Source organism: Pseudomonas sp. G11, assembly GCF_029457515.1.
Lineage (GTDB): Bacteria > Pseudomonadota > Gammaproteobacteria > Pseudomonadales > Pseudomonadaceae > Aquipseudomonas > Aquipseudomonas gorinensis.
Genome location: NZ_CP120377.1, coordinates 7118326 through 7141500, shown reverse-complemented (window position 1 = coordinate 7141500; position 23175 = coordinate 7118326). Strand labels below are relative to the sequence as shown.

At 55.0% G+C, this 23175-nt stretch carries 28 protein-coding genes; all 28 read left to right on the top strand.

All coding sequences use genetic code 11. The features are described from left to right. Window positions 1-187: 187 nt before the first annotated feature. The 28 genes from rplJ (at window position 188) to rpmD (ending at window position 23174) form a co-directional block, all read left to right on the top strand. A complete protein-coding gene (rplJ, locus tag P2T68_RS32925) occupies window positions 188-688 on the top strand; it encodes a 50S ribosomal protein L10 (RefSeq protein ID WP_024077682.1) in 501 nt (166 codons plus the stop codon). Window positions 689-766: 78 nt separating this feature from the next. Further along, window positions 767-1132, top strand: a complete 366-nt coding sequence (gene rplL, locus P2T68_RS32920) for a 50S ribosomal protein L7/L12 (protein WP_024077681.1) — start codon at window positions 767-769, stop codon at window positions 1130-1132. A gap of 220 nt (window positions 1133-1352) precedes the next feature. Then, entirely contained in the window at window positions 1353-5426 is a 4074-nt protein-coding gene (rpoB, locus tag P2T68_RS32915) for a DNA-directed RNA polymerase subunit beta (RefSeq protein WP_024077680.1), read from the top strand. Window positions 5427-5490: 64 nt separating this feature from the next. Next, window positions 5491-9690: a DNA-directed RNA polymerase subunit beta' gene (gene rpoC, locus P2T68_RS32910; protein WP_024077679.1), complete on the top strand. Its 4200-nt coding sequence runs from the start codon at window positions 5491-5493 to the stop codon at window positions 9688-9690. A gap of 217 nt (window positions 9691-9907) precedes the next feature. Beyond that, entirely contained in the window at window positions 9908-10279 is a 372-nt protein-coding gene (gene rpsL / locus P2T68_RS32905) for a 30S ribosomal protein S12 (RefSeq protein ID WP_002555494.1), read from the top strand. A gap of 118 nt (window positions 10280-10397) precedes the next feature. Next, window positions 10398-10868, top strand: a complete 471-nt coding sequence (gene rpsG, locus P2T68_RS32900; protein WP_002555493.1) for a 30S ribosomal protein S7 — start codon at window positions 10398-10400, stop codon at window positions 10866-10868. A gap of 30 nt (window positions 10869-10898) precedes the next feature. After that, on the top strand, window positions 10899-13004 hold the full coding sequence (gene fusA, locus P2T68_RS32895; protein ID WP_024077678.1) for an elongation factor G: 2106 nt from the start codon (window positions 10899-10901) through the stop codon (window positions 13002-13004). A gap of 30 nt (window positions 13005-13034) precedes the next feature. Beyond that, window positions 13035-14228, top strand: coding sequence for an elongation factor Tu (gene tuf / locus P2T68_RS32890; RefSeq protein ID WP_010566854.1), 1194 nt, complete (start codon window positions 13035-13037; stop codon window positions 14226-14228). Between the two features lie 156 nt (window positions 14229-14384). Further along, window positions 14385-14696 carry a 30S ribosomal protein S10 gene (gene rpsJ / locus P2T68_RS32885; RefSeq protein ID WP_003186070.1) on the top strand — a complete coding sequence of 104 codons (312 nt, stop codon included), beginning with the start codon at window positions 14385-14387 and terminating at the stop codon, window positions 14694-14696. An 81-nt stretch (window positions 14697-14777) separates the two neighbouring features. Beyond that, a complete protein-coding gene (rplC, locus tag P2T68_RS32880; RefSeq protein WP_007253310.1) occupies window positions 14778-15413 on the top strand; it encodes a 50S ribosomal protein L3 in 636 nt (211 codons plus the stop codon). Between the two features lie 12 nt (window positions 15414-15425). Beyond that, complete coding sequence (gene rplD, locus P2T68_RS32875) at window positions 15426-16028, top strand: 50S ribosomal protein L4 (protein WP_003210082.1); 603 nt, start codon at window positions 15426-15428, stop codon at window positions 16026-16028. Beyond that, window positions 16025-16324, top strand: a complete 300-nt coding sequence (gene rplW / locus P2T68_RS32870) for a 50S ribosomal protein L23 (protein ID WP_002555488.1) — start codon at window positions 16025-16027, stop codon at window positions 16322-16324. Before rplD ends, rplW begins: the two co-directional genes overlap by 4 nt. A 14-nt stretch (window positions 16325-16338) precedes the next feature. Then, window positions 16339-17163, top strand: a complete 825-nt coding sequence (rplB, locus tag P2T68_RS32865; RefSeq protein WP_003210080.1) for a 50S ribosomal protein L2 — start codon at window positions 16339-16341, stop codon at window positions 17161-17163. 16 nt (window positions 17164-17179) lie between these two features. After that, the gene (gene rpsS, locus P2T68_RS32860; protein WP_003232420.1) at window positions 17180-17455 is read left to right on the top strand and encodes a 30S ribosomal protein S19; all 276 of its coding nucleotides are present in this window, start codon (window positions 17180-17182) and stop codon (window positions 17453-17455) included. A gap of 11 nt (window positions 17456-17466) precedes the next feature. Beyond that, window positions 17467-17799, top strand: coding sequence for a 50S ribosomal protein L22 (gene rplV / locus P2T68_RS32855; RefSeq protein WP_003103908.1), 333 nt, complete (start codon window positions 17467-17469; stop codon window positions 17797-17799). A gap of 13 nt (window positions 17800-17812) precedes the next feature. Further along, window positions 17813-18499, top strand: a complete 687-nt coding sequence (gene rpsC / locus P2T68_RS32850; RefSeq protein ID WP_003176422.1) for a 30S ribosomal protein S3 — start codon at window positions 17813-17815, stop codon at window positions 18497-18499. A gap of 12 nt (window positions 18500-18511) precedes the next feature. Then, window positions 18512-18925, top strand: a complete 414-nt coding sequence (gene rplP, locus P2T68_RS32845; RefSeq protein WP_003232424.1) for a 50S ribosomal protein L16 — start codon at window positions 18512-18514, stop codon at window positions 18923-18925. After that, window positions 18925-19116: a 50S ribosomal protein L29 gene (rpmC, locus tag P2T68_RS32840; protein ID WP_002555481.1), complete on the top strand. Its 192-nt coding sequence runs from the start codon at window positions 18925-18927 to the stop codon at window positions 19114-19116. Before rplP ends, rpmC begins: the two co-directional genes overlap by 1 nt. 2 nt (window positions 19117-19118) lie before the next feature. Beyond that, window positions 19119-19385, top strand: coding sequence for a 30S ribosomal protein S17 (gene rpsQ / locus P2T68_RS32835; protein WP_003176419.1), 267 nt, complete (start codon window positions 19119-19121; stop codon window positions 19383-19385). Between the two features lie 23 nt (window positions 19386-19408). Continuing rightward, on the top strand, window positions 19409-19777 hold the full coding sequence (gene rplN / locus P2T68_RS32830) for a 50S ribosomal protein L14 (protein WP_002555479.1): 369 nt from the start codon (window positions 19409-19411) through the stop codon (window positions 19775-19777). Between the two features lie 11 nt (window positions 19778-19788). Beyond that, window positions 19789-20103, top strand: a complete 315-nt coding sequence (gene rplX, locus P2T68_RS32825; RefSeq protein WP_007896770.1) for a 50S ribosomal protein L24 — start codon at window positions 19789-19791, stop codon at window positions 20101-20103. Between the two features lie 22 nt (window positions 20104-20125). Then, window positions 20126-20665, top strand: coding sequence for a 50S ribosomal protein L5 (gene rplE / locus P2T68_RS32820; RefSeq protein WP_003194642.1), 540 nt, complete (start codon window positions 20126-20128; stop codon window positions 20663-20665). A gap of 13 nt (window positions 20666-20678) precedes the next feature. Continuing rightward, window positions 20679-20984 (top strand): 30S ribosomal protein S14, encoded by a 306-nt coding sequence (rpsN, locus tag P2T68_RS32815; RefSeq protein ID WP_003176414.1) that lies wholly within the window; start codon window positions 20679-20681, stop codon window positions 20982-20984. Between the two features lie 207 nt (window positions 20985-21191). After that, window positions 21192-21584 (top strand): 30S ribosomal protein S8, encoded by a 393-nt coding sequence (gene rpsH / locus P2T68_RS32810; protein WP_017848802.1) that lies wholly within the window; start codon window positions 21192-21194, stop codon window positions 21582-21584. A 12-nt stretch (window positions 21585-21596) separates the two neighbouring features. Next, window positions 21597-22130, top strand: a complete 534-nt coding sequence (gene rplF / locus P2T68_RS32805) for a 50S ribosomal protein L6 (protein WP_024077677.1) — start codon at window positions 21597-21599, stop codon at window positions 22128-22130. Window positions 22131-22140: 10 nt separating this feature from the next. Then, window positions 22141-22491: a 50S ribosomal protein L18 gene (gene rplR, locus P2T68_RS32800; RefSeq protein WP_003186037.1), complete on the top strand. Its 351-nt coding sequence runs from the start codon at window positions 22141-22143 to the stop codon at window positions 22489-22491. A gap of 3 nt (window positions 22492-22494) precedes the next feature. Further along, on the top strand, window positions 22495-22995 hold the full coding sequence (gene rpsE, locus P2T68_RS32795) for a 30S ribosomal protein S5 (protein WP_003186035.1): 501 nt from the start codon (window positions 22495-22497) through the stop codon (window positions 22993-22995). A gap of 2 nt (window positions 22996-22997) precedes the next feature. Continuing rightward, window positions 22998-23174, top strand: coding sequence for a 50S ribosomal protein L30 (gene rpmD, locus P2T68_RS32790; protein ID WP_003176408.1), 177 nt, complete (start codon window positions 22998-23000; stop codon window positions 23172-23174). The last annotated feature ends 1 nt before the right edge of the window (window position 23175 follow it).

Genomic DNA, 23175 nt, shown 5'->3' with positions numbered 1-23175 from the left:
GCACGAGAGATCGTGCCAATTGAAAAATTGGGGTCCCTGCCTGGCGGGGGCTATCCAAGACCGTAGGCGACGCAAGTCTTAAACCTCAAGCCTACGCAGATGGTGCTCCCGGTTCCTTACCGAATCAGACACCAAAACGACATCCGGCTCCGGCCAGATGAAACGGTAACAAGCAGGAGTTAAACCCGTGGCAATTAATCTCGAAGACAAGAAGGCCATCGTCGCTGAAGTCAACGAGGCTGCCAAAGCTGCTCTGTCCGCTGTCGTGGCTGATGCCCGTGGTGTGACAGTAGGCGCTATGACCGGACTCCGTAAAGAGGCTCGTGAAGCTGGCGTATACGTACGTGTTGTACGTAACACCCTGCTCAAGCGCGCAGTTGCTGACACTGAATACAGTGTTCTCAACGACGTGTTCACCGGCCCGACTCTGATTGCGTTCTCCAAAGAGCATCCAGGCGCTGCTGCCCGTTTGTTCAAAGAGTTCGCCAAGAGTCAGGAAAAGTTCGAGATCAAGGCAGCTGCGTTCGAGGGCAAGTTCCTCGCAGCTAACCAAATCGACGTACTGGCAACACTGCCGACCCGCAACGAAGCTATTTCGCAGTTGATGAGCGTGATTCAAGGCGCCACCAGCAAGCTGGCTCGTACTCTGGCTGCAGTTCGCGAGCAAAAAGAAGCTGCCGCAGCCTAAGGCTGAGCATTTTCTCTCGCGTATTTTTGTTTATTTCGATGGCCGCGTAGGCCGTCCCCCAATTCAGGAAATACAGTAATGTCTATCTCCCAAGAAGATATCCTCAACGCCGTAGCTGAAATGTCGGTTCTGCAGGTTGTTGAGCTGATCAAAGCTTTCGAAGAAAAATTCGGCGTTTCCGCAGCTGCTGCTTCCGCTGGTCCAGCTGTTGCTGCTGTCGCTGCTGAAGAGCAAACCGAATTCAACGTCATGCTGCTGGAAGCTGGCGAGAAGAAAGTAAACGTGATCAAGGCAGTTCGTGAACTGACCGGTCTGGGCCTGAAAGAAGCCAAGGCTGTAGTTGACGGCGCTCCTGCAATGGTTCTGGAAGCTGTTGCTAAAGACGCAGCTGACAAAGCCAAAGCAGCACTGGAAGAAGCAGGCGCTAAAGTCGAGCTGAAGTAAGCATCGACCTTGCGTCTCCAGCCCAAGCGTTAAGCTGAAGGCTGATGGCTGGTGGCTCTTGCCACCGGCCTTTTTCCGTTCTTGGCTGTCGACTCGGTCGCCGCCATTAACGCGCTGTAGCCACCCGAAGCGGTGGTGCAAACCATGGGGTTTGCAAGATTTTCTGGCTGCTCCCGTCGGGAGGGGCCAAACAAGCAGGTGACCAAGCTGGGGAACGCTGATGGCTTACTCATATACTGAGAAAAAACGTATCCGCAAGGACTTTAGCAAGTTGCCGGACGTCATGGATGTCCCGTACCTTCTGGCTATCCAGCTGGATTCGTATCGTGAATTCTTGCAGGCGGGAGCGACCAAAGATCAGTTCCGCGACGTGGGCCTGCATGCGGCCTTCAAATCCGTTTTCCCGATCATCAGCTACTCCGGCAATGCTGCGCTGGAGTACGTGGGTTATCGCCTGGGCGAACCGGCATTTGATGTCAAAGAATGCGTGTTGCGCGGTGTTACGTACGCCGTACCTTTGCGGGTAAAAGTCCGTCTGATCATTTTCGACAAAGAATCGTCGAACAAAGCGATCAAGGACATCAAAGAGCAAGAAGTCTACATGGGCGAAATCCCATTGATGACTGAAAACGGTACCTTCGTTATCAACGGTACCGAGCGTGTTATCGTTTCCCAGCTGCACCGTTCTCCGGGCGTGTTCTTCGACCACGACCGCGGCAAGACGCACAGCTCCGGCAAACTCCTGTACTCCGCGCGGATCATTCCGTACCGTGGTTCGTGGTTGGACTTCGAGTTCGACCCGAAAGACTGCGTGTTCGTGCGTATCGACCGTCGTCGCAAGCTGCCAGCCTCGGTATTGCTGCGCGCGCTTGGCTACACCACTGAGCAAGTGCTGGACGCTTTCTACACCACCAACGTATTCAGCCTGAAGGATGAAACCCTCAGCCTGGAGCTGATTGCTTCGCGTCTGCGTGGTGAAATTGCTGTTCTGGACATCCAGGATGAAAAGGGCAAGGTCATTGTTGAGGCTGGCCGTCGTATTACTGCGCGCCACATCAACCAGATCGAAAAAGCCGGTATCAAGTCGCTGGACGTGCCTTTGGACTACGTCCTGGGTCGCACGACCGCCAAGGTCATCGTTCACCCAGCCACAGGCGAGATCCTGGCTGAGTGCAACACTGAGCTGAACACCGAAATCCTGGCAAAAATCGCCAAGGCCCAGGTCGTTCGCATCGAGACTTTGTACACCAACGATATCGACTGCGGTCCGTTCGTTTCCGACACCCTGAAGATCGACTCCACCAGCAACCAATTGGAAGCGCTGGTCGAGATCTATCGCATGATGCGTCCTGGCGAGCCACCAACCAAAGACGCTGCCGAAACCCTGTTCAACAACCTGTTCTTCAGCCCTGAGCGCTATGACCTGTCTGCGGTCGGCCGGATGAAGTTCAACCGTCGTATCGGTCGCACCGAAATCGAAGGTTCGGGCGTGCTGTGCAAGGAAGACATCGTTGCGGTCCTGAAGACTCTGGTCGACATCCGCAACGGTAAGGGCATCGTTGATGACATCGACCACCTGGGTAACCGTCGTGTTCGCTGCGTAGGCGAAATGGCCGAGAACCAGTTCCGCGTTGGCCTGGTGCGTGTTGAGCGTGCGGTCAAAGAGCGTCTGTCGATGGCTGAAAGCGAAGGCCTGATGCCGCAAGACCTGATCAACGCCAAGCCAGTGGCTGCGGCGGTGAAAGAGTTCTTCGGTTCCAGCCAGCTCTCGCAGTTCATGGACCAGAACAACCCGCTCTCCGAGATCACCCACAAGCGCCGTGTTTCCGCACTGGGCCCGGGCGGTCTGACCCGTGAGCGTGCAGGTTTTGAAGTTCGTGACGTACACCCGACTCACTATGGTCGTGTATGCCCGATCGAAACGCCGGAAGGTCCGAACATCGGCCTGATCAACTCCCTGGCGGCCTATGCGCGCACCAACCAGTACGGTTTCCTTGAAAGCCCGTACCGCGTGGTGAAAGACGCCCTGGTCACCGACGAGATCGTATTCCTGTCCGCCATCGAAGAAGCTGATCACGTGATCGCTCAGGCTTCGGCCACGATGAACGACAAGAAAGTACTGATTGACGAGTTGGTAGCTGTTCGTCACTTGAACGAGTTCACCGTCAAGGCGCCGGAAGACGTCACCTTGATGGACGTATCGCCGAAGCAGGTAGTCTCGGTTGCTGCGTCGCTGATCCCGTTCCTGGAGCACGATGACGCCAACCGTGCGTTGATGGGTTCTAACATGCAGCGTCAAGCTGTACCTACACTGCGTGCCGACAAGCCGCTGGTGGGTACCGGCATGGAGCGTAACGTAGCTCGTGACTCCGGCGTTTGCGTCGTGGCTCGTCGTGGCGGCGTGATCGACTCCGTTGATGCCAGCCGTATCGTGGTTCGTGTTGCTGATGACGAAGTTGAAACTGGCGAAGCCGGTGTCGACATCTACAACCTGACCAAATACACCCGCTCGAACCAGAACACCTGCATCAACCAGCGTCCGCTGGTGCGTAAGGGTGATCGAGTTCAGCGTAGCGACATCATGGCCGACGGCCCGTCCACCGACATGGGTGAACTGGCGCTGGGCCAGAACATGCGCATTGCGTTCATGGCATGGAACGGCTTCAACTTCGAAGACTCCATCTGCCTGTCCGAGCGTGTTGTTCAAGAAGACCGCTTCACCACGATCCACATCCAGGAACTGACCTGTGTGGCGCGTGATACCAAGCTTGGGCCAGAGGAAATCACTGCAGACATCCCGAACGTGGGTGAAGCTGCACTGAACAAACTGGACGAAGCCGGTATCGTTTATGTAGGTGCTGAAGTTGGCGCGGGCGACATCCTGGTTGGTAAGGTCACTCCGAAAGGCGAGACCCAACTGACTCCGGAAGAGAAGCTGTTGCGTGCCATCTTCGGTGAAAAAGCCAGCGACGTTAAAGACACTTCCCTGCGCGTACCGACCGGTACCAAGGGTACTGTCATCGACGTACAGGTCTTCACCCGTGACGGCGTTGAGCGTGATGCTCGTGCACTGTCCATCGAGAAGACCCAGCTCGACGAGATCCGCAAGGACCTGAACGAAGAGTTTCGTATCGTTGAAGGCGCAACCTTCGAGCGTCTGCGTTCCGCCCTGGTAGGTCACAAGGCTGAAGGTGGTGCGGGCCTTAAGAAAGGTCAGGACATCACCGACGAAGTGCTCGACGGTCTTGAGCACGGCCAGTGGTTCAAACTGCGCATGGCTGAAGATGCTCTGAACGAGCAGCTCGAGAAGGCCCAGGCCTATATCGTTGATCGCCGCCGTCTGCTGGACGACAAGTTCGAAGACAAGAAGCGCAAACTGCAGCAGGGCGATGACCTGGCTCCAGGTGTGCTGAAAATCGTCAAGGTTTACCTGGCAATCCGTCGTCGCATCCAGCCGGGCGACAAGATGGCCGGTCGTCACGGTAACAAGGGTGTGGTCTCCGTGATCATGCCGGTTGAAGACATGCCGCACGATGCCAATGGCACCCCGGTCGACGTCGTCCTCAACCCGTTGGGCGTACCATCGCGTATGAACGTTGGTCAGATCCTCGAAACCCACCTGGGCCTCGCGGCTAAAGGCCTGGGTGAGAAGATCAACCGTATGATCGAAGAGCAGCGCAAGGTTGCTGACCTGCGTAAGTTCCTGCACGAGATCTACAACGAGATCGGCGGTCGCAAAGAAGAGCTGGACACTTTCTCCGACCAGGAAATCCTGGATCTGGCGAAAAACCTGCGCGGCGGCGTTCCAATGGCTACCCCGGTGTTCGATGGTGCCAAGGAAAGCGAAATCAAGGCCATGCTCAAACTGGCAGACCTGCCAGAAAGCGGCCAGATGCAGCTGTTCGACGGCCGTACCGGCAACAAGTTTGAACGCCCGGTTACTGTTGGCTACATGTACATGCTGAAGCTGAACCACTTGGTAGACGACAAGATGCACGCTCGTTCTACCGGTTCGTACAGCCTGGTTACCCAGCAGCCGCTGGGTGGTAAGGCTCAGTTCGGTGGTCAGCGTTTCGGGGAGATGGAGGTCTGGGCACTAGAGGCATACGGTGCTGCTTACACTCTGCAAGAAATGCTCACAGTGAAGTCGGACGATGTGAACGGTCGGACCAAGATGTACAAAAACATCGTGGACGGCGATCACCGTATGGAGCCGGGCATGCCCGAGTCCTTCAACGTGTTGATCAAAGAAATTCGTTCCCTCGGCATCGATATCGATCTGGAAACCGAATAACACGTGACGCGAATCGAGAGCGGGGTTGTTTAGCCCGCTCTCTGCTCCGTCAGGAGGAAAGGCCTTGAAAGACCTACTGAATTTGCTGAAAAACCAGGGTCAAGTCGAAGAGTTCGACGCCATCCGTATTGGGTTGGCATCGCCTGAGATGATCCGTTCGTGGTCGTTCGGTGAAGTTAAAAAGCCGGAAACCATCAACTACCGTACGTTCAAACCTGAGCGTGACGGCCTGTTCTGCGCCAAGATCTTTGGCCCGGTAAAGGATTACGAGTGCCTGTGCGGTAAGTACAAGCGCTTGAAGCACCGTGGTGTGATCTGCGAGAAGTGCGGCGTTGAAGTTGCATTGGCCAAGGTTCGTCGTGAGCGCATGGCGCACATCGAGCTGGCTTCGCCGGTTGCCCACATCTGGTTCCTGAAATCGCTGCCGTCCCGTATCGGCTTGCTGATGGACATGACCCTGCGTGATATCGAACGCGTTCTCTACTTCGAGAGCTATGTCGTTATCGATCCAGGCATGACCACCCTTGAAAAAGGCCAACTGCTGAACGACGAGCAGTACTTCGAAGCGCTGGAAGAGTTCGGTGACGATTTCGATGCCCGCATGGGTGCCGAAGCGGTCCGTGAATTGCTGCACGCTATCGACCTGGAGCACGAGATTGGTCGCCTGCGTGAAGAAATTCCGCAAACCAACTCCGAAACCAAGATCAAGAAGCTGTCCAAGCGTCTGAAGTTGATGGAGGCCTTCCAAGGTTCCGGCAACTTGCCAGAGTGGATGGTGCTGACCGTTCTGCCGGTTCTGCCGCCAGACCTGCGTCCGCTGGTGCCGTTGGACGGTGGTCGTTTCGCGACGTCCGACCTCAACGATCTGTATCGCCGAGTGATCAACCGTAACAACCGCTTGAAGCGCCTGCTTGATCTGTCCGCTCCGGACATCATTGTGCGCAACGAAAAGCGTATGTTGCAGGAAGCGGTCGATGCCCTGCTGGACAACGGTCGTCGTGGCCGCGCTATCACCGGTTCCAACAAGCGTCCTCTGAAATCCTTGGCTGACATGATCAAGGGTAAGCAAGGTCGTTTCCGTCAGAACTTGCTCGGTAAGCGTGTTGACTACTCCGGTCGTTCGGTAATTACCGTAGGCCCGACCCTGCGTCTGCACCAGTGCGGTCTGCCTAAGAAGATGGCTCTCGAGCTGTTCAAGCCGTTCATTTTCGGCAAGCTGGAAATGCGCGGTCTCGCGACCACCATCAAAGCGGCCAAGAAAATGGTCGAGCGCGAACTGCCAGAGGTCTGGGACGTTCTTGCTGAAGTGATTCGCGAACACCCGGTTCTCCTCAACCGTGCACCGACCCTTCATCGTCTGGGTATCCAGGCGTTTGAACCGGTACTGATCGAAGGTAAGGCTATCCAGCTGCACCCTCTGGTCTGTGCTGCGTACAACGCCGACTTCGACGGTGACCAAATGGCCGTGCACGTACCGCTGACACTGGAAGCCCAGTTGGAAGCGCGTGCGTTGATGATGTCGACCAACAACATCCTGTCGCCAGCCAACGGTGAGCCAATCATCGTTCCGTCGCAGGACGTTGTATTGGGTCTGTACTACATGACGCGTGAAGCGATCAACGCCAAGGGCGAAGGTCGTGTGTTCGCTGACCTGCAGGAAGTTGACCGTGTGTTCCGTGCCGGCGAAGCCGCACTGCACGCCAAGGTCAAGGTGCGGATCAACGAAACCGTCAACGACCGTGACGGCGGCAGCGTGACCAACACCCGTATCGTCGACACCACTGTCGGTCGTGCGCTGTTGTATCAAGTTGTGCCAAAAGGTCTGTCGTACGACGTCGTCAACCTGCCGATGAAGAAAAAGGCGATCTCCAAGCTGATCAACCAGTGCTACCGCGTGGTTGGTTTGAAAGAGACCGTGATCTTCGCTGACCAGTTGATGTACACCGGTTTTGCTTACTCGACTATTTCCGGCGTTTCCATCGGTGTTAACGACTTCGTTATCCCGGATGAAAAAGCTCAGATCATCGGCGCTGCTACCGATGAAGTGAAAGAGATCGAAAGCCAATACGCCTCCGGCCTGGTAACCCAGGGCGAGAAGTACAACAAAGTGATCGACCTTTGGTCCAAAGCCAACGACGAAGTGTCGAAGGCAATGATGGCTAACCTCTCGAAAGAGAAGGTTATTGACCGTCATGGTGTGGAAGTCGACCAAGAGTCGTTCAACTCGATGTACATGATGGCCGACTCGGGTGCGCGGGGTTCTGCTGCGCAGATCCGTCAGCTCGCCGGTATGCGTGGCCTGATGGCCAAGCCGGACGGTTCCATCATTGAGACGCCGATTACCGCGAACTTCCGTGAAGGTTTGAGCGTACTTCAGTACTTCATCTCGACTCACGGTGCTCGTAAAGGTCTGGCGGATACCGCGTTGAAAACCGCTAACTCCGGTTACCTGACTCGTCGTCTGGTAGACGTGGCGCAAGACTTGGTTGTGACTGAAGTCGACTGCGGCACCGAACACGGTCTGCTGATGACTCCGCACATCGAAGGCGGTGACGTTGTTGAGCCGTTGGGTGAGCGCGTACTGGGTCGAGTCATCGCCCGTGACGTATTCAAGCCAGGTACCGAGGAAATTATCGTTCCTGCTGGCACCCTGGTAGATGAGAAGTGGGTCGAGTTCATCGAGCTCAACAGCATCGACGAAGTGATCGTTCGCTCGCCGATCAGCTGCGAAACCCGCTATGGCATTTGCGCCAAGTGCTACGGCCGTGACTTGGCTCGTGGTCATCAGGTGAACATCGGTGAAGCGGTCGGCGTTATCGCTGCCCAGTCCATCGGTGAGCCGGGTACCCAGCTGACCATGCGTACGTTCCACATCGGTGGTGCGGCAAGCCGGACCTCCGCAGCCGATAGCGTTCAGGTGAAGAATGGCGGTACCGTCCGTCTGCACAACCTGAAGCACGTTGAGCGAGTGGATGGTCACCTGGTTGCCGTGTCCCGTTCCGGTGAGCTGGCAATCGCTGATGACTACGGTCGTGAGCGCGAGCGCTACAAGCTGCCGTACGGTGCTGTGATTTCGGTTAAAGAGGGTGACAAGGTCGACGCTGGCGCAATCGTGGCCAAGTGGGATCCGCACACTCACCCAATCGTTACCGAAATGAAAGGTACCGTGACCTACGTGGGCATGGAAGAAGGCATCACGATCAAGCGTCAGACTGACGAATTGACCGGTATGACCAACATTGAAGTACTCGACGCGAAAGATCGTCCAGCTGCCGGTAAAGACATCCGTCCTGCCGTGAAGATGGTGGATGACAACGGTAAGGATCTGTTGCTGCCAGGTACTGACGTAATCGCTCAGTACTTCCTGCCAGCCAACGCCCTGGTCGGTGTAGCGGATGGTGCGAAGATCGCGATCGGTGATGTTATCGCGCGTATCCCGCAAGAAACTTCGAAGACCCGTGACATCACCGGTGGTCTGCCGCGTGTTGCCGACTTGTTCGAAGCTCGTCGTCCGAAAGAAGCGTCGATTCTGGCTGAAGTCAGCGGCACCATCGCGTTCGGTAAAGAGACCAAGGGCAAGCGTCGTCTGGTCATTACCCCGAACGACGGTAGCGATCCGTATGAAGAGCTGATTCCGAAGTGGCGTCACCTGAACGTCTTCGAAGGCGAACAGGTAAACCGCGGCGAAGTTATCTCTGACGGTCCAAGCGATCCACACGACATCCTGCGTCTGCTGGGTGTAAGTGCGCTGGCCAAGTACATCGTTAACGAGATCCAGGACGTTTACCGCCTGCAAGGCGTGAAGATCAACGATAAGCACATCGAGACCATCCTGCGTCAGATGCTGCGTAAAGTTGAAATCGCTGAATCCGGCGATTCCAGTTTCATCAAGGGCGACCAGATGGAACTGACTCACGTGCTGGTAGAGAACGAGCGCTTGAGCGCGGAAGACAAGTTTGTTTCCAAGTTCACTCGCGTGCTGCTGGGTATCACCAAGGCGTCGTTGTCCACTGAGTCGTTCATCTCGGCGGCCTCCTTCCAGGAGACCACTCGCGTACTGACCGAAGCGGCGGTAACCGGCAAGCGCGATTACCTGCGTGGCCTGAAAGAAAACGTGGTTGTGGGTCGACTGATCCCGGCCGGTACCGGTTTGGCTTACCACAGCGAGCGTAAGCGCCGCCGTGAAGCTGACAAGCCGCTGCGCGTAAGCGCCAGTGAAGTGGAAGCTGCACTGACCGAAGCACTGAACTCAAGCGGTAACTGAGTTCAGCGATAAATAAGTCCGGGCCCTGGCAGCCCCCATTCGTCGGATCGAGGCAGTATTGCCCCGGTTCGATGAGAGGGGACGTCGGGGCCTTGCCTTGACTGGGGGCAAGATCCTCTTTAGACTCTTGTACCCCTAAATTTGGCGGGAATTCGTTCCTGCCATTTTGCTTTTCTTGTAAGACAATAGCGTCGCAAGACAACAGTGGAGCTAGTAGATGGCAACTATCAACCAGCTGGTACGTCAGCCGCGTAAGCGTATCGTCGAGAAATCCGACGTGCCTGCGCTGCAGAACTGCCCGCAACGTCGTGGCGTATGCACTCGCGTGTATACCACTACGCCGAAAAAACCTAACTCGGCACTGCGTAAAGTATGCCGTGTGCGTCTGACCAACGGTTTCGAGGTTTCCTCGTACATCGGTGGTGAAGGCCACAACCTGCAAGAGCACAGCGTGGTACTGATCCGCGGCGGTCGTGTAAAAGACTTGCCAGGTGTTCGTTACCACACCGTACGCGGCTCCTTGGATACTTCCGGCGTTAAAGGTCGTAACCAGGGTCGTTCGAAGTACGGTACCAAGAAGCCTAAGTAGTAGCGGCTTTTTGCAAAACTGAATCATCTTATTTTCTGAGTCGATAAGAGTAAGGTCGGAGGCGCCCCTGAAGGGCACCAATTCCGAGCGAACCTGAAGACCGTTTGAGGGCTTATCCATGCCAAGAAGACGCGTAGCAGCCAAGCGCGAAGTGCTTGACGATCCAAAATACGGAAGCCAGATCCTGGCCAAGTTCATGAACCACGTGATGGAAAGCGGCAAGAAAGCCGTTGCCGAACGTATCGTTTATGGCGCGCTGGAAAAGGTTAAAGAACGCAAGAACAGCGACCCCCTGGAAATCTTCGAGAAAGCTCTCGACGCCATCGCTCCGCTGGTCGAAGTGAAGTCGCGCCGTGTAGGCGGTGCTACCTACCAGGTTCCGGTTGAAGTTCGTCCGTCCCGTCGTAATGCTCTGGCAATGCGCTGGTTGGTAGACTTCGCCCGTAAGCGCGGCGAGAAGTCTATGGCTCTGCGTTTGGCTGGCGAACTGTTGGACGCTGCTGAAGGCAAAGGCGCTGCAGTTAAGAAGCGTGAAGACGTGCACCGTATGGCTGAAGCTAACAAAGCTTTCTCGCACTACCGCTTCTAAATCCAGCGTCACTAATTTTGCGAGGGCTTTATGGCTCGTACTACACCGATTAATCGCTACCGTAACATTGGTATCGTTGCTCACGTGGATGCTGGTAAAACCACCACCACCGAGCGCGTCCTTTTTTACACTGGCAAAAGTCACAAGATGGGCGAGGTGCATGACGGCGCCGCGACCACAGACTGGATGGTTCAGGAGCAGGAGCGTGGTATTACCATTACTTCTGCTGCTATTACCGCCTTCTGGAAAGGTTCCGAGAAGCAGTACAAGGACGAGCACCGCTTCAACGTTATCGATACCCCAGGCCACGTAGACTTCACTATTGAAGTTGAGCGTTCCCTGCGCGTACTCGACGGCGCTGTCGTTGTGTTTTGCGGTACCTCGGGTGTTGAGCCTCAGTCGGAAACCGTATGGCGTCAAGCCAACAAGTACGGCGTTCCACGTCTTGTTTATGTAAACAAGATGGACCGTGCTGGTGCCAACTTCCTGCGCGTGATCGGTCAGATCAAGCAGCGTCTGGGTCACACTCCGGTGCCTATCCAATTGGCTATCGGTTCCGAAGATAACTTCCAGGGTCAGATCGATCTGATCGCCATGGAAGCTGTCTACTGGAACGACGCTGACAAAGGTATGGTCCCTGTTCGCAAGCCTATCCCTGCAGAACTGCAGGAACTGGCTGACGAGTGGCGCAACAACATGGTGGAGGCTGCGGCCGAAGCCAGCGAAGAGCTGATGAACAAGTACCTCGAAGGTGAAGAGCTCACCAACGTGGAAATCAAGGCTGCTCTGCGTCAGCGTACTATTGCTGGCGAGATCGTCTTGGCTGTTTGCGGTTCCTCGTTCAAGAACAAGGGTGTTCCCCTGGTTCTCGATGCTGTGATCGACTACCTGCCGGCTCCAACCGACATTCCTGCTATCAAGGGTACTAACCCTGATAACGAGGAAGAAGAGATGGAGCGTCATGCAGACGACAGCGAGCCTTTCTCGGCCCTGGCGTTCAAGATCGCTACCGACCCATTCGTGGGTACCTTGACCTTCGTCCGCGTTTACTCGGGCGTGTTGGCCTCCGGCGACGGCGTGATCAACTCGGTTAAAGGTAAGAAAGAGCGCGTGGGTCGTATGGTGCAAATGCACGCAAACGCCCGTGAAGAGATCAAGGAAGTGCGCGCTGGTGACATCGCGGCCTTGATCGGCATGAAGGACGTCACCACTGGTGAGACTTTGTGCGACGCTGCTAAGCCAATCATCCTGGTTCGCATGGACTTCCCGGAGCCGGTTATTTCGGTTGCCGTAGAGCCTAAGACCAAGGATGACCAGGAAAAAATGGGTATCGCTCTGGGCAAGCTTGCTCAGGAAGATCCATCTTTCCGCGTCAAGACTGATGAAGAGACTGGTCAAACGATCATCTCCGGCATGGGCGAGTTGCACCTGGACATCCTGGTTGACCGGATGCGCCGTGAGTTCAACGTCGAAGCCAACATCGGTAAGCCTCAGGTTTCCTATCGTGAGCGCATCACGAAGAACTGTGAAATCGAAGGCAAGTTCGTTCGTCAATCCGGCGGTCGTGGTCAGTTCGGTCACTGCTGGATCCGTTTTGCTCCTGCTGACGAAGGTCAAGAAGGTCTGCAATTCGTGAACGAAGTAGTTGGTGGTGTTGTTCCTAAGGAATACATCCCGGCTATCCAGAAGGGTATCGAAGAGCAGATGAAGAACGGTGTTGTTGCCGGCTATCCGCTGATCGGCCTGAAAGCAACCGTTTTTGACGGTTCTTACCACGACGTCGACTCCAACGAGATGGCGTTTAAGGTGGCTGCTTCCATGGCAACCAAGCAACTGGCCCAGAAGGGCGGTGGTGAGTTGCTTGAGCCAATCATGGCGGTAGAAGTTGTTACACCTGAAGACTATATGGGTGATGTCATGGGCGACCTTAACCGTCGTCGCGGCATGATCTTGGGTATGGAAGACACGGTTTCCGGCAAAGTGATTCGCGCCGAGGTTCCGTTGGGTGAGATGTTCGGTTATGCGACCGACGTTCGCTCCATGTCCCAGGGTCGCGCAAGCTACTCTATGGAATTCAAAAAATACAACACAGCTCCGGCGCACATCGCTGAAACTGTATCCAAAAAACAAGGCTGATTCAGTCCTTTAGGCAAGGAGTTAATTGTCGTGGCTAAAGAAAAATTTGATCGTTCCCTACCGCACGTCAACGTTGGCACCATCGGTCACGTTGACCACGGTAAAACCACTCTGACTGCTGCTCTGACTCGCGTTTGCTCCGAAGTATTCGGTTCCGCAATCGTTGATTTCGATAAAATCGACAGCGCACCAGAAGAAAAAGCTCGTGGTATCACCATCAACACCGCGCACGTTGAGTACAACTCTTCGATCCGTCACTACGCTCACGTTGACTGCCCAGGTCACGCTGACTATGTGAAGAACATGATCACCGGTGCTGCCCAGATGGACGGCGCTATCCTGGTTTGCTCGGCCGCTGATGGTCCGATGCCACAAACCCGTGAGCACATCCTGCTGTCCCGTCAGGTTGGCGTTCCGTACATCGTGGTTTACCTGAACAAGGCTGACCTGGTAGACGACGCTGAGCTGCTGGAACTGGTTGAGATGGAAGTGCGCGATCTGCTGAGCACTTACGACTTCCCAGGCGACGACACTCCGATCATCATCGGTTCTGCTCGTATGGCTCTGGAAGGCAAAGACGACAACGAAATGGGCACCACGTCCGTTAAGAAACTGGTTGAGACTCTGGACAGCTACATCCCAGATCCAGTTCGCGTTATCGACAAGCCATTCCTGATGCCGATCGAAGACGTATTCTCGATCTCTGGTCGTGGTACTGTTGTTACCGGTCGTATCGAGCGCGGTATCGTTAAGGTTCAAGATCCACTGGAAATCGTTGGTCTGCGTGACACTACCGTCACCACCTGCACCGGTGTTGAAATGTTCCGTAAACTGCTCGACGAAGGTCGTGCAGGCGAGAACTGCGGCGTTCTGCTGCGTGGTACCAAGCGTGACGACGTTGAGCGTGGCCAGGTTCTGGTTAAGCCAGGTTCGGTTAAGCCGCACACCAAGTTCGAAGCTGAAGTGTACGTGCTGAGCAAAGAAGAAGGCGGTCGTCACACTCCGTTCTTCAAAGGCTACCGTCCACAGTTCTACTTCCGTACTACTGACGTGACTGGTAACTGCGAACTGCCGGAAGGCGTTGAAATGGTAATGCCAGGCGACAACATCAAAATGGTTGTCACCCTGATCAAAACCATCGCAATGGAAGACGGTCTGCGCTTCGCTATTCGTGAAGGCGGCCGTACCGTTGGTGCTGGCGTTGTAGCTAAAATCATCGAGTAAGCTCTTTTTGAGTTAGCTCCGATGCTTTGAGAAAGCCCCCGCTCAGCGGGGGCTTTTTTATTGGGTTGACACCTACTGGGGGCGTCTATAGAATTGCGCCTCCTTTTAACGGGCGTATTGCGCCCGGTGGGAATAGCAGCCGGAGTCTGAAATCCAATGCAAAATCAGCAAATCCGTATCAGGTTGAAGGCTTTTGACCATCGCCTGATCGACCAATCCACCCAGGAAATCGTGGAAACCGCGAAACGTACTGGTGCACAAGTGCGTGGTCCAATTCCACTGCCTACCCGTAAAGAGCGGTTCACCGTTCTGGTCTCCCCGCACGTCAACAAAGACGCGCGTGACCAGTACGAGATCCGTACTCATAAGCGCGTACTGGACATCGTCCAGCCAACGGATAAAACCGTTGATGCACTTATGAAGCTTGATCTGGCGGCCGGTGTGGAAGTACAGATCAGCCTCGGCTAAGACTTGGGTCTTAGTCGTGTAACGCTCTGAAATGGGCGGCCATAGCGGGTGAAAGCCCCGTACACTCATGAGGTTTACAACATGACTATTGGTGTAGTCGGTCGTAAATGCGGTATGACCCGTATTTTCACCGAAGAAGGTGTCTCCATTCCGGTCACGGTCATTGAGATCGAGCCGAATCGCGTCACCCAGTTCAAAACTGAAGAAACCGATGGCTATCGTGCAGTGCAAGTCACTGTCGGCGAGCGTCGTGCTTCGCGCGTGACTGCTGCTCAAGCAGGTCACTTCGCTAAAGCAAACGTTGCAGCTGGTCGTACTGTTATGGAGTTCCGTCTTGAAGAAGGCGACTACCAGGCAGGCGATCTGATCAACGCTGAAATCTTCGCCGCTGGTCAACTGGTTGATGTAACCGGTCAGTCCAAGGGTAAAGGCTTCCAGGGTACGATCAAGCGTTGGAATTTCCGTGGCCAAGACAACACTCACGGTAACTCCGTTTCCCACCGCGTCCCGGGCTCTATTGGCCAGTGCCAGACTCCTGGTCGTGTATTCAAGGGCAAAAAAATGTCCGGTCATATGGGCGCTGAGCGCGTGACCGTGCAGTCCCTCGAAGTAGTGCGCGTCGACGCTGAACGCAATCTGTTGTTGGTCAAGGGTGCTGTTCCTGGCGCTACTGGCGGCAACCTGGTTGTACGTCCAGCGGCCAAGGCTCGCGGTTAAGGGGAAGCTGACATGCAATTAAATGTAAATGACGCTCAAGCGATCGAAGTTTCCGAACTGACATTTGGCGGCGAATTCAACGAGACGCTGGTTCACCAAGCAGTCGTGGCCTACATGGCCGGCGGCCGTCAAGGTAGCAAGCAGCAAAAGACCCGTTCCGACGTTCGTGGTGGCGGTAAGCGCCCTTGGCGTCAGAAAGGTACTGGCCGTGCTCGTGCCGGTACTATCCGTAGCCCAATCTGGCGTGGCGGCGGTACCACTTTCGCAGCTCGTCCGCAGGATCACACTCAGAAGCTCAACAAGAAGATGTATCGCGCAGCACTGCGCTCCATCCTTGCTGAACTCGTGCGTACTGATCGTCTGGTCGTGGTTCAGGACTTCGCTGTTGAAGCGCCGAAAACCAAAGATCTGCTGAACAAGCTGAACGGCATGGGCCTGACTGACGTCTTGATCGTGTCTGAAGCTGTTGATCAGAACCTGTACCTGGCTGCTCGCAACCTGCCACACGTTGATGTACGTGACGTGCAGGGTTCCGATCCAGTTAGTCTGATCGCATACGACAAGGTGTTGATCACCGTGTCGGCCGTGAAGAAATTCGAGGAGCTGCTGGGATGAACCAGGAACGCGTATTTAAAGTTCTGCTTGGCCCGCACGTTTCCGAAAAGGCTACGGTTCTGGCTGACAAGAAAGGCCAGTTCGTTTTCAAGGTTGCGACTGACGCAACCAAGCTGGAAATCAAGAAGGCCGTCGAAAGCCTGTTCAGCGTGAAAGTAGAGCGTGTTACTACCCTGAATGTTCTGGGTAAGAGCAAGCGCACTGCTCGCGGTCTGGGCAAGCGTAATGACTGGAAGAAGGCAGTTATCTCCCTTCAACCAGGCCAAGATCTCGATTTCAGCAGCAGTGCTGAGTAAGGAAGGGGTGCATCATGGCAATCGTTAAATGCAAACCGACTTCCCCTGGCCGCCGTTTTGTGGTCAAGGTGGTCAACCAGGAGCTGCATAAAGGCGCTCCTCACGCACCGCTGCTCGAGAAGAAATCGAAGACTGGTGGTCGTAACAACAATGGTCGTATTACCACTCGTCACATCGGTGGTGGCCATAAGCAGCATTATCGTCTGGTCGACTTCCGTCGCAACGACAAAGATGGCATCGCTGCCACTGTCGAGCGTATCGAATACGATCCAAACCGTACTGCTCACATCGCTCTGCTGCTGTACGCAGATGGCGAGCGTCGCTACATCATCGCCCCTAAAGGCGTGAGCGCTGGCGACCAGTTGATCGCAGGTGCCTTGGCACCGATCAAGCCGGGCAACGCTCTGCAACTGCGCAACATTCCAGTTGGTAGCACCGTACACGGCATCGAATTGAAGCCAGGTAAAGGCGCGCAAATCGCTCGTTCCGCTGGTGCTTCGGCTCAGCTGATCGCTCGTGAAGGTGTCTACGTGACCCTGCGTCTGCGTTCTGGTGAGATGCGTAAAGTGCTGGCTGAATGCCGCGCGACCCTGGGTGAAGTCTCGAACTCCGAGCACAGCCTGCGTTCGCTGGGTAAAGCTGGTGCCAAACGCTGGCGTGGCGTTCGCCCAACCGTTCGTGGTGTTGCCATGAACCCGGTTGACCACCCACACGGTGGTGGTGAAGGTCGTACCTCTGGTGGTCGTCATCCGGTATCGCCATGGGGCTTCCCGACTAAGGGCGCGAAGACTCGTGGTAATAAGCGTACCGACAAAATGATCGTCCGTCGTCGCAAGTAAATAGAGGGATACGACAGTGCCACGTTCTCTGAAAAAAGGTCCTTTTATTGATCTTCACCTACTGAAGAAGATCGAAGTGGCGGCGGAAAAGAACGATCGCAAACCAGTTAAGACCTGGTCGCGTCGTTCGATGATCCTGCCACAAATGGTCGGTTTGACCATCGCAGTACACAACGGTCGTCTGCACGTCCCAGTTCTCGTTAACGAAGACATGGTCGGCCACAAACTAGGCGAGTTTGCCGGTACCCGCACTTATCGTGGGCACGTGGCAGACAAGAAAGCCAAGCGTTAAGGGGTAAGGAAATGGAAGTAGCCGCTAAGTTGTCGGGCGCTCGAATCTCCGCCCAGAAAGCCCGCTTGGTCGCCGACCAGATCCGCGGGAAGAAGGTGGGCGAAGCGCTCAACCTGTTGGCTTTCAGCAGTAAGAAAGCCGCCGAGATCATGAAGAAAGTGCTGGAGTCGGCCGTAGCCAACGCCGAGCATAACGAAGGCGCAGACGTTGATGACCTGAAGGTCAGCACCGTTTTCGTCAACGAAGGGCGTTCGCTGAAGCGTATCATGCCGCGTGCCAAAGGCCGTGCTGATCGCATCGTCAAGCGGTCTTGCCATATCACTGTCAAGGTTGCTGACAAGTAACGGAGTCGAAGAGATGGGTCAGAAAGTACATCCCATTGGCATTCGCCTGGGAATCGTCAAGGAGCACACCTCCGTCTGGTACGCAGACGGTCGGACTTATGCGGACTATTTGTTCGCTGATCTGAAGGTGCGTGAGTATCTCCAAGACAAACTAAAAAGCGCGTCCGTAAGCCGTATCGATATCCATCGTCCGGCGCAAACTGCACGTATCACCATCCACACCGCTCGTCCAGGTATCGTTATCGGGAAGAAAGGTGAAGATGTTGAGAAACTGCGTCAGGACCTGACCAAGCAAATGGGTGTGCCTGTGCACATCAATATCGAAGAGATCCGCAAGCCGGAGCTCGACGGTATGCTGGTTGCGCAGAGCGTAGCTCAGCAGCTGGAGCGTCGCGTAATGTTCCGTCGCGCTATGAAGCGCGCTGTACAGAACGCCATGCGCATTGGTGCCAAAGGCATCAAAATCCAAGTGAGCGGTCGTCTCGGCGGTGCTGAAATCGCACGTACTGAATGGTATCGCGAAGGTCGTGTGCCGTTGCACACCCTGCGTGCCGACATCGACTATGCCAACTACGAAGCTCACACCACTTACGGTGTGATCGGTGTAAAGGTTTGGATCTTCAAAGGCGAAGTAATTGGTGGTCGCCAAGAAGAACTGAAACCACAAGCACCAGCGCCTCGTAAAAAAGCTGCTAAGTAAGGGGTACGCCAAATGTTGCAACCAAAGCGTACGAAGTTCCGCAAGCAGATGACAGGCCACAACCGTGGTCTGGCTCAGCGCGGTAGCAAAGTCAGCTTCGGCGAATTCGCGCTGAAGTCTGTAGCTCGTGGTCGTCTCACCGCTCGTCAGATCGAGTCAGCGCGTCGTGCTCTGACCCGTCACGTAAAACGTGGCGGCAAGATCTGGATCCGTGTATTCCCGGACAAGCCGATTTCCAAAAAGCCCCTCGAAGTTCGGATGGGTAAAGGTAAGGGTAACGTGGAATACTGGGTAGCCCAGATTCAGCCAGGCAAAGTCCTGTATGAAATCGAGGGTGTAACTGAAGAGCTGGCGCGTGAGGCTTTTGCCCTGGCTGCTGCAAAGCTGCCGCTCGCCACCGCCTTTGTTAAACGGACGGTGATGTGATGAAAGCGAATGAACTTCGTGAAAAATCCGCACAGCAGCTGAACGAGCAACTGCTCGGCCTGCTGCGCGACCAGTTCAATCTGCGTATGCAGAAAGCAACTGGCCAGTTGGGGCAGTCTCATCTGCTCTCGCAAGTTAAGCGTGACATTGCTCGCGTGAAGACTGTGCTCAACCAGCAGGCAGGTAAGTGATCATGGCTGAAGCCGAAAAGACTGTCCGTACGCTGACTGGCCGTGTTGTCAGCGACAAGATGGACAAAACCATCACCGTTCTGATCGAGCGTCGCGTTAAGCACCCGATCTACGGTAAATATGTTAAGCGTTCGACTAAGCTGCACGCGCACGACGAAACCAATCAGTGCCACATCGGCGACAAAGTCACTATTCGTGAAACTCGTCCGCTGGCCAAGACTAAGTCTTGGGCACTGGTTGATGTTCTCGAACGCGCTGTGGAAGTCTAAGGACTAGGGGTCGGAGAAATTATATGATTCAGACTCAATCCATGCTCGATGTGGCCGATAACAGCGGCGCTCGCCGTGTTATGTGCATCAAGGTGCTGGGTGGCTCCCATCGTCGTTACGCTGGTATCGGTGACATCATCAAAGTTACCGTCAAGGAAGCAATTCCTCGCGGTAAAGTGAAAAAAGGCCAAGTGATGACTGCTGTTGTAGTCCGCACTCGTCACGGCGTACGTCGTGCAGATGGCTCCATTATCCGCTTTGATGGCAACGCTGCTGTTCTTCTGAACAACAAGCAAGAGCCGATCGGCACCCGTATCTTTGGGCCAGTGACCCGTGAACTTCGTACTGAGAAGTTCATGAAGATCGTCTCGCTCGCCCCAGAAGTGCTGTAAGGAGATCCGACATGCAAAAGATTCGTCGTGACGACGAGATCATCGTGATCGCCGGCAAAGACAAAGGTAAGCGCGGTAAGGTGCTGAAGGTTCTCGCTGACGACCGTCTGGTCGTTGGTGGTCTGAACCTGGTCAAGCGTCATACCAAGCCTAACCCGATGTCGGGCGTACAGGGCGGTATCGTCGAGAAAGAAGCGCCATTGCACGCTTCTAACGTCGCCATCTTCAACGGCGAAACCAACAAGGCTGATCGTGTTGGTTTCAAAGTAGAAGACGGTAAGAAAATTCGTGTCTTCAAGTCGACCCAAAAAGCGGTTGATGCTTGAACACTGCTAGGTAGATAAGACCATGGCACGACTACAAGAGATTTACCGGAAGGAAATCGCCCCCAAGCTTAAGGAAGAACTTAAGCTCGGGAACGTGATGGAAGTTCCGCGCGTTACCAAAATCACCCTGAACATGGGTCTGGGCGAAGCGATCGGCGACAAAAAAGTCATCGAGCACGCTGTTGCTGACCTGGAAAAGATCACCGGTCAAAAAGTCGTTGTGACTTACGCTCGGAAATCCATCGCTGGCTTTAAAGTCCGTGAAGGTTGGCCGATCGGCGTCAAAGTGACTCTGCGCCGTGAGCGTATGTACGAATTCCTGGATCGTTTGCTGTCGATCTCCCTGCCTCGGGTTCGCGACTTCCGCGGCCTGAATGCCAAGTCCTTCGATGGTCGTGGTAACTACAGCATGGGCGTGAAAGAGCAGATCATTTTCCCGGAAATCGACTACGACAAGATCGATGCTCTCCGCGGTCTGGACATCACCCTGACCACCACTGCCAAGAACGATGATGAAGGTCGCGCCCTGTTGCGTGCTTTCAAATTCCCGTTCCGCAACTGATTGGAGTAGGACCATGGCCAAGATGAGCATGAAAAACCGCGAGCTGAAACGTCAGCTCACGGTTGCCAAGTACGCCAAGAAGCGTGCAGCACTGAAAGCAATCATCGTTGATCTGAACGCAAGTCCAGAAGCGCGTTGGGAAGCTACAGTTGCTCTGCAGAAGCAGCCACGTGACGCAAGCGCCTCGCGCATGCGTAACCGCTGCCGCCTGACTGGTCGTCCACACGGCGTTTACCGCAAGTTCGGCCTCGGCCGTAACAAACTGCGTGAAGCGGCAATGCGTGGCGACGTACCTGGTCTGGTTAAAGCCAGCTGGTAAGTACTTTCAAAGTCCGGGTGGTCGGGATCGCAAGATACTGACCGCCGGTACCTTGAATCTGGAACAAGCCCCTTTTGGGGCTTGTTTCATTTCCGGAGTGTGTCTAGAATACCCGGCTCGCCTGAGCCCGTGTTTTCTATGCCCGGAGATACTCAGCGACATATGTAGCCGTAAGGCTAATTTTTTTGTATTAGGAGCGTCTAGCCCATGAGTATGCAGGACCCGTTAGCGGACATGCTAACTCGTATCCGTAATGCCCAGATGGCTGAAAAGTCCGTCGTAAGCATGCCATCTTCCACGTTGAAGGTAGCTGTTGCCAAAGTCCTGAAAGACGAAGGCTACATTGCGGGTTATCAGATCAGCAGCGAAATCAAGCCACTGCTGTCCATCGAGCTGAAGTACTTCGAAGGCCGTCCGGTCATCGAGGAAGTGAAGCGCGTTAGCCGTCCAGGCCTGCGTCAGTACAAGTCCGTTGAGGATCTGCCGAAAGTTCGTGGCGGTCTTGGCGTGTCTATCGTCTCCACCAACAAAGGTGTGATGACGGATCGTGCTGCGCGCGCTGCCGGTGTCGGCGGCGAAGTTCTTTGCACTGTGTTCTAAGGGGGGATAAGCATGTCTCGCGTCGCTAAGAACCCCGTTAAGCTGCCAGCCGGTGTCGAAGTCAAATTCGCAGGCCAACAGCTTTCGGTGAAGGGTGCCAAGGGTACTCTTGAACTGAACATCCATTCGTCCGTTGAGATCGTTGAAGAAGCTGGTGAGCTGCGTTTCGCTGCTCGCAATGGCGATCAACAAACTCGCGCAATGGCCGGTACCACGCGTGCGTTGGTAAACAACATGGTCCAAGGCGTAAGCCAAGGCTTCGAGCGTAAGCTCCAGCTGGTCGGTGTTGGTTACAAAGCGCAAGCAAAAGGCTCGGTTTTGAACCTGGCCCTTGGCTTCTCGCACCCAGTGGATTACGAACTGCCGGAAGGCATCACCGCTGAGACTCCTAGCCAGACCGATATCCTGATCAAGGGCATCGATAAGCAGCTGGTAGGTCAGGTGGCCGCTGAGATCCGCGACTTCCGTCCACCAGAGCCGTACAAAGGCAAAGGTGTGCGCTACGCGGACGAAGTCGTCCGTCGTAAAGAAGCCAAGAAGAAGTAGGGCATAGCAAATGACCGACAAAAAAGTTACTCGACTGCGTCGCGCTCGCAAAGCACGCCTGAAAATGCACGAACTAGAAGTCGTGCGTCTCTGCGTGTTCCGCTCGTCGCAGCACATCTACGCCCAGGTCATCTCGGCCGACGGCAACAAAGTCCTGGCCAGCGCCTCGACTTTGGATAAAGAACTGCGTGATGGTGCCACTGGCAACATCGACGCGGCCACAAAGGTTGGCCAGCTGGTCGCTACGCGTGCTAAGGCCGCTGGCGTCTCGCAAGTGGCTTTCGACCGCTCTGGCTTCAAGTACCACGGCCGCGTTAAAGCGCTGGCTGATGCTGCTCGTGAAGCTGGGCTGGAGTTCTAAGTTATGTCAAATAACGACCAAAAGCGCGACGAAGGCTACATTGAGAAGCTGGTTCAAGTTAACCGCGTAGCCAAAACCGTTAAAGGCGGCCGTATCTTCACTTTCACCGCGTTGACCGTGGTTGGTGATGGTAAAGGGCGTGTTGGCTTCGGCCGTGGCAAGTCACGTGAAGTGCCTGCTGCGATCCAGAAGGCAATGGAAGCTGCTCGTCGCAACATGATTCAAGTTGACCTGAACGGCACCACTCTGCAGTACGCAATGAAGTCTGCTCATGGCGCTTCGAAGGTGTACATGCAGCCTGCTTCTGAAGGTACCGGTATCATCGCTGGCGGCGCTATGCGTGCTGTCCTCGAAGTTGCTGGCGTTCAGAACGTTCTGGCCAAGTGCTACGGCTCGACTAACCCGGTAAACGTGGTTCACGCCACTTTCAAAGGTTTGAAAGCTATGCAATCTCCTGAATCCATTGCCGCCAAGCGTGGCAAAAGCGTCAAGGAGATCTTCTGATCATGGCTACCGTTAAAGTAACGCTGATCAAAAGCATGACCGGCCGCATCCCTAACCACAAATTGTGCGTTAAGGGTTTGGGTCTGCGTCGCATCGGTCACACTGTAGAAGTCCAGGATACTCCCGAGAATCGCGGGATGATCAACAAGGCTTACTACATGCTGCGTGTCGAGGGTTAAT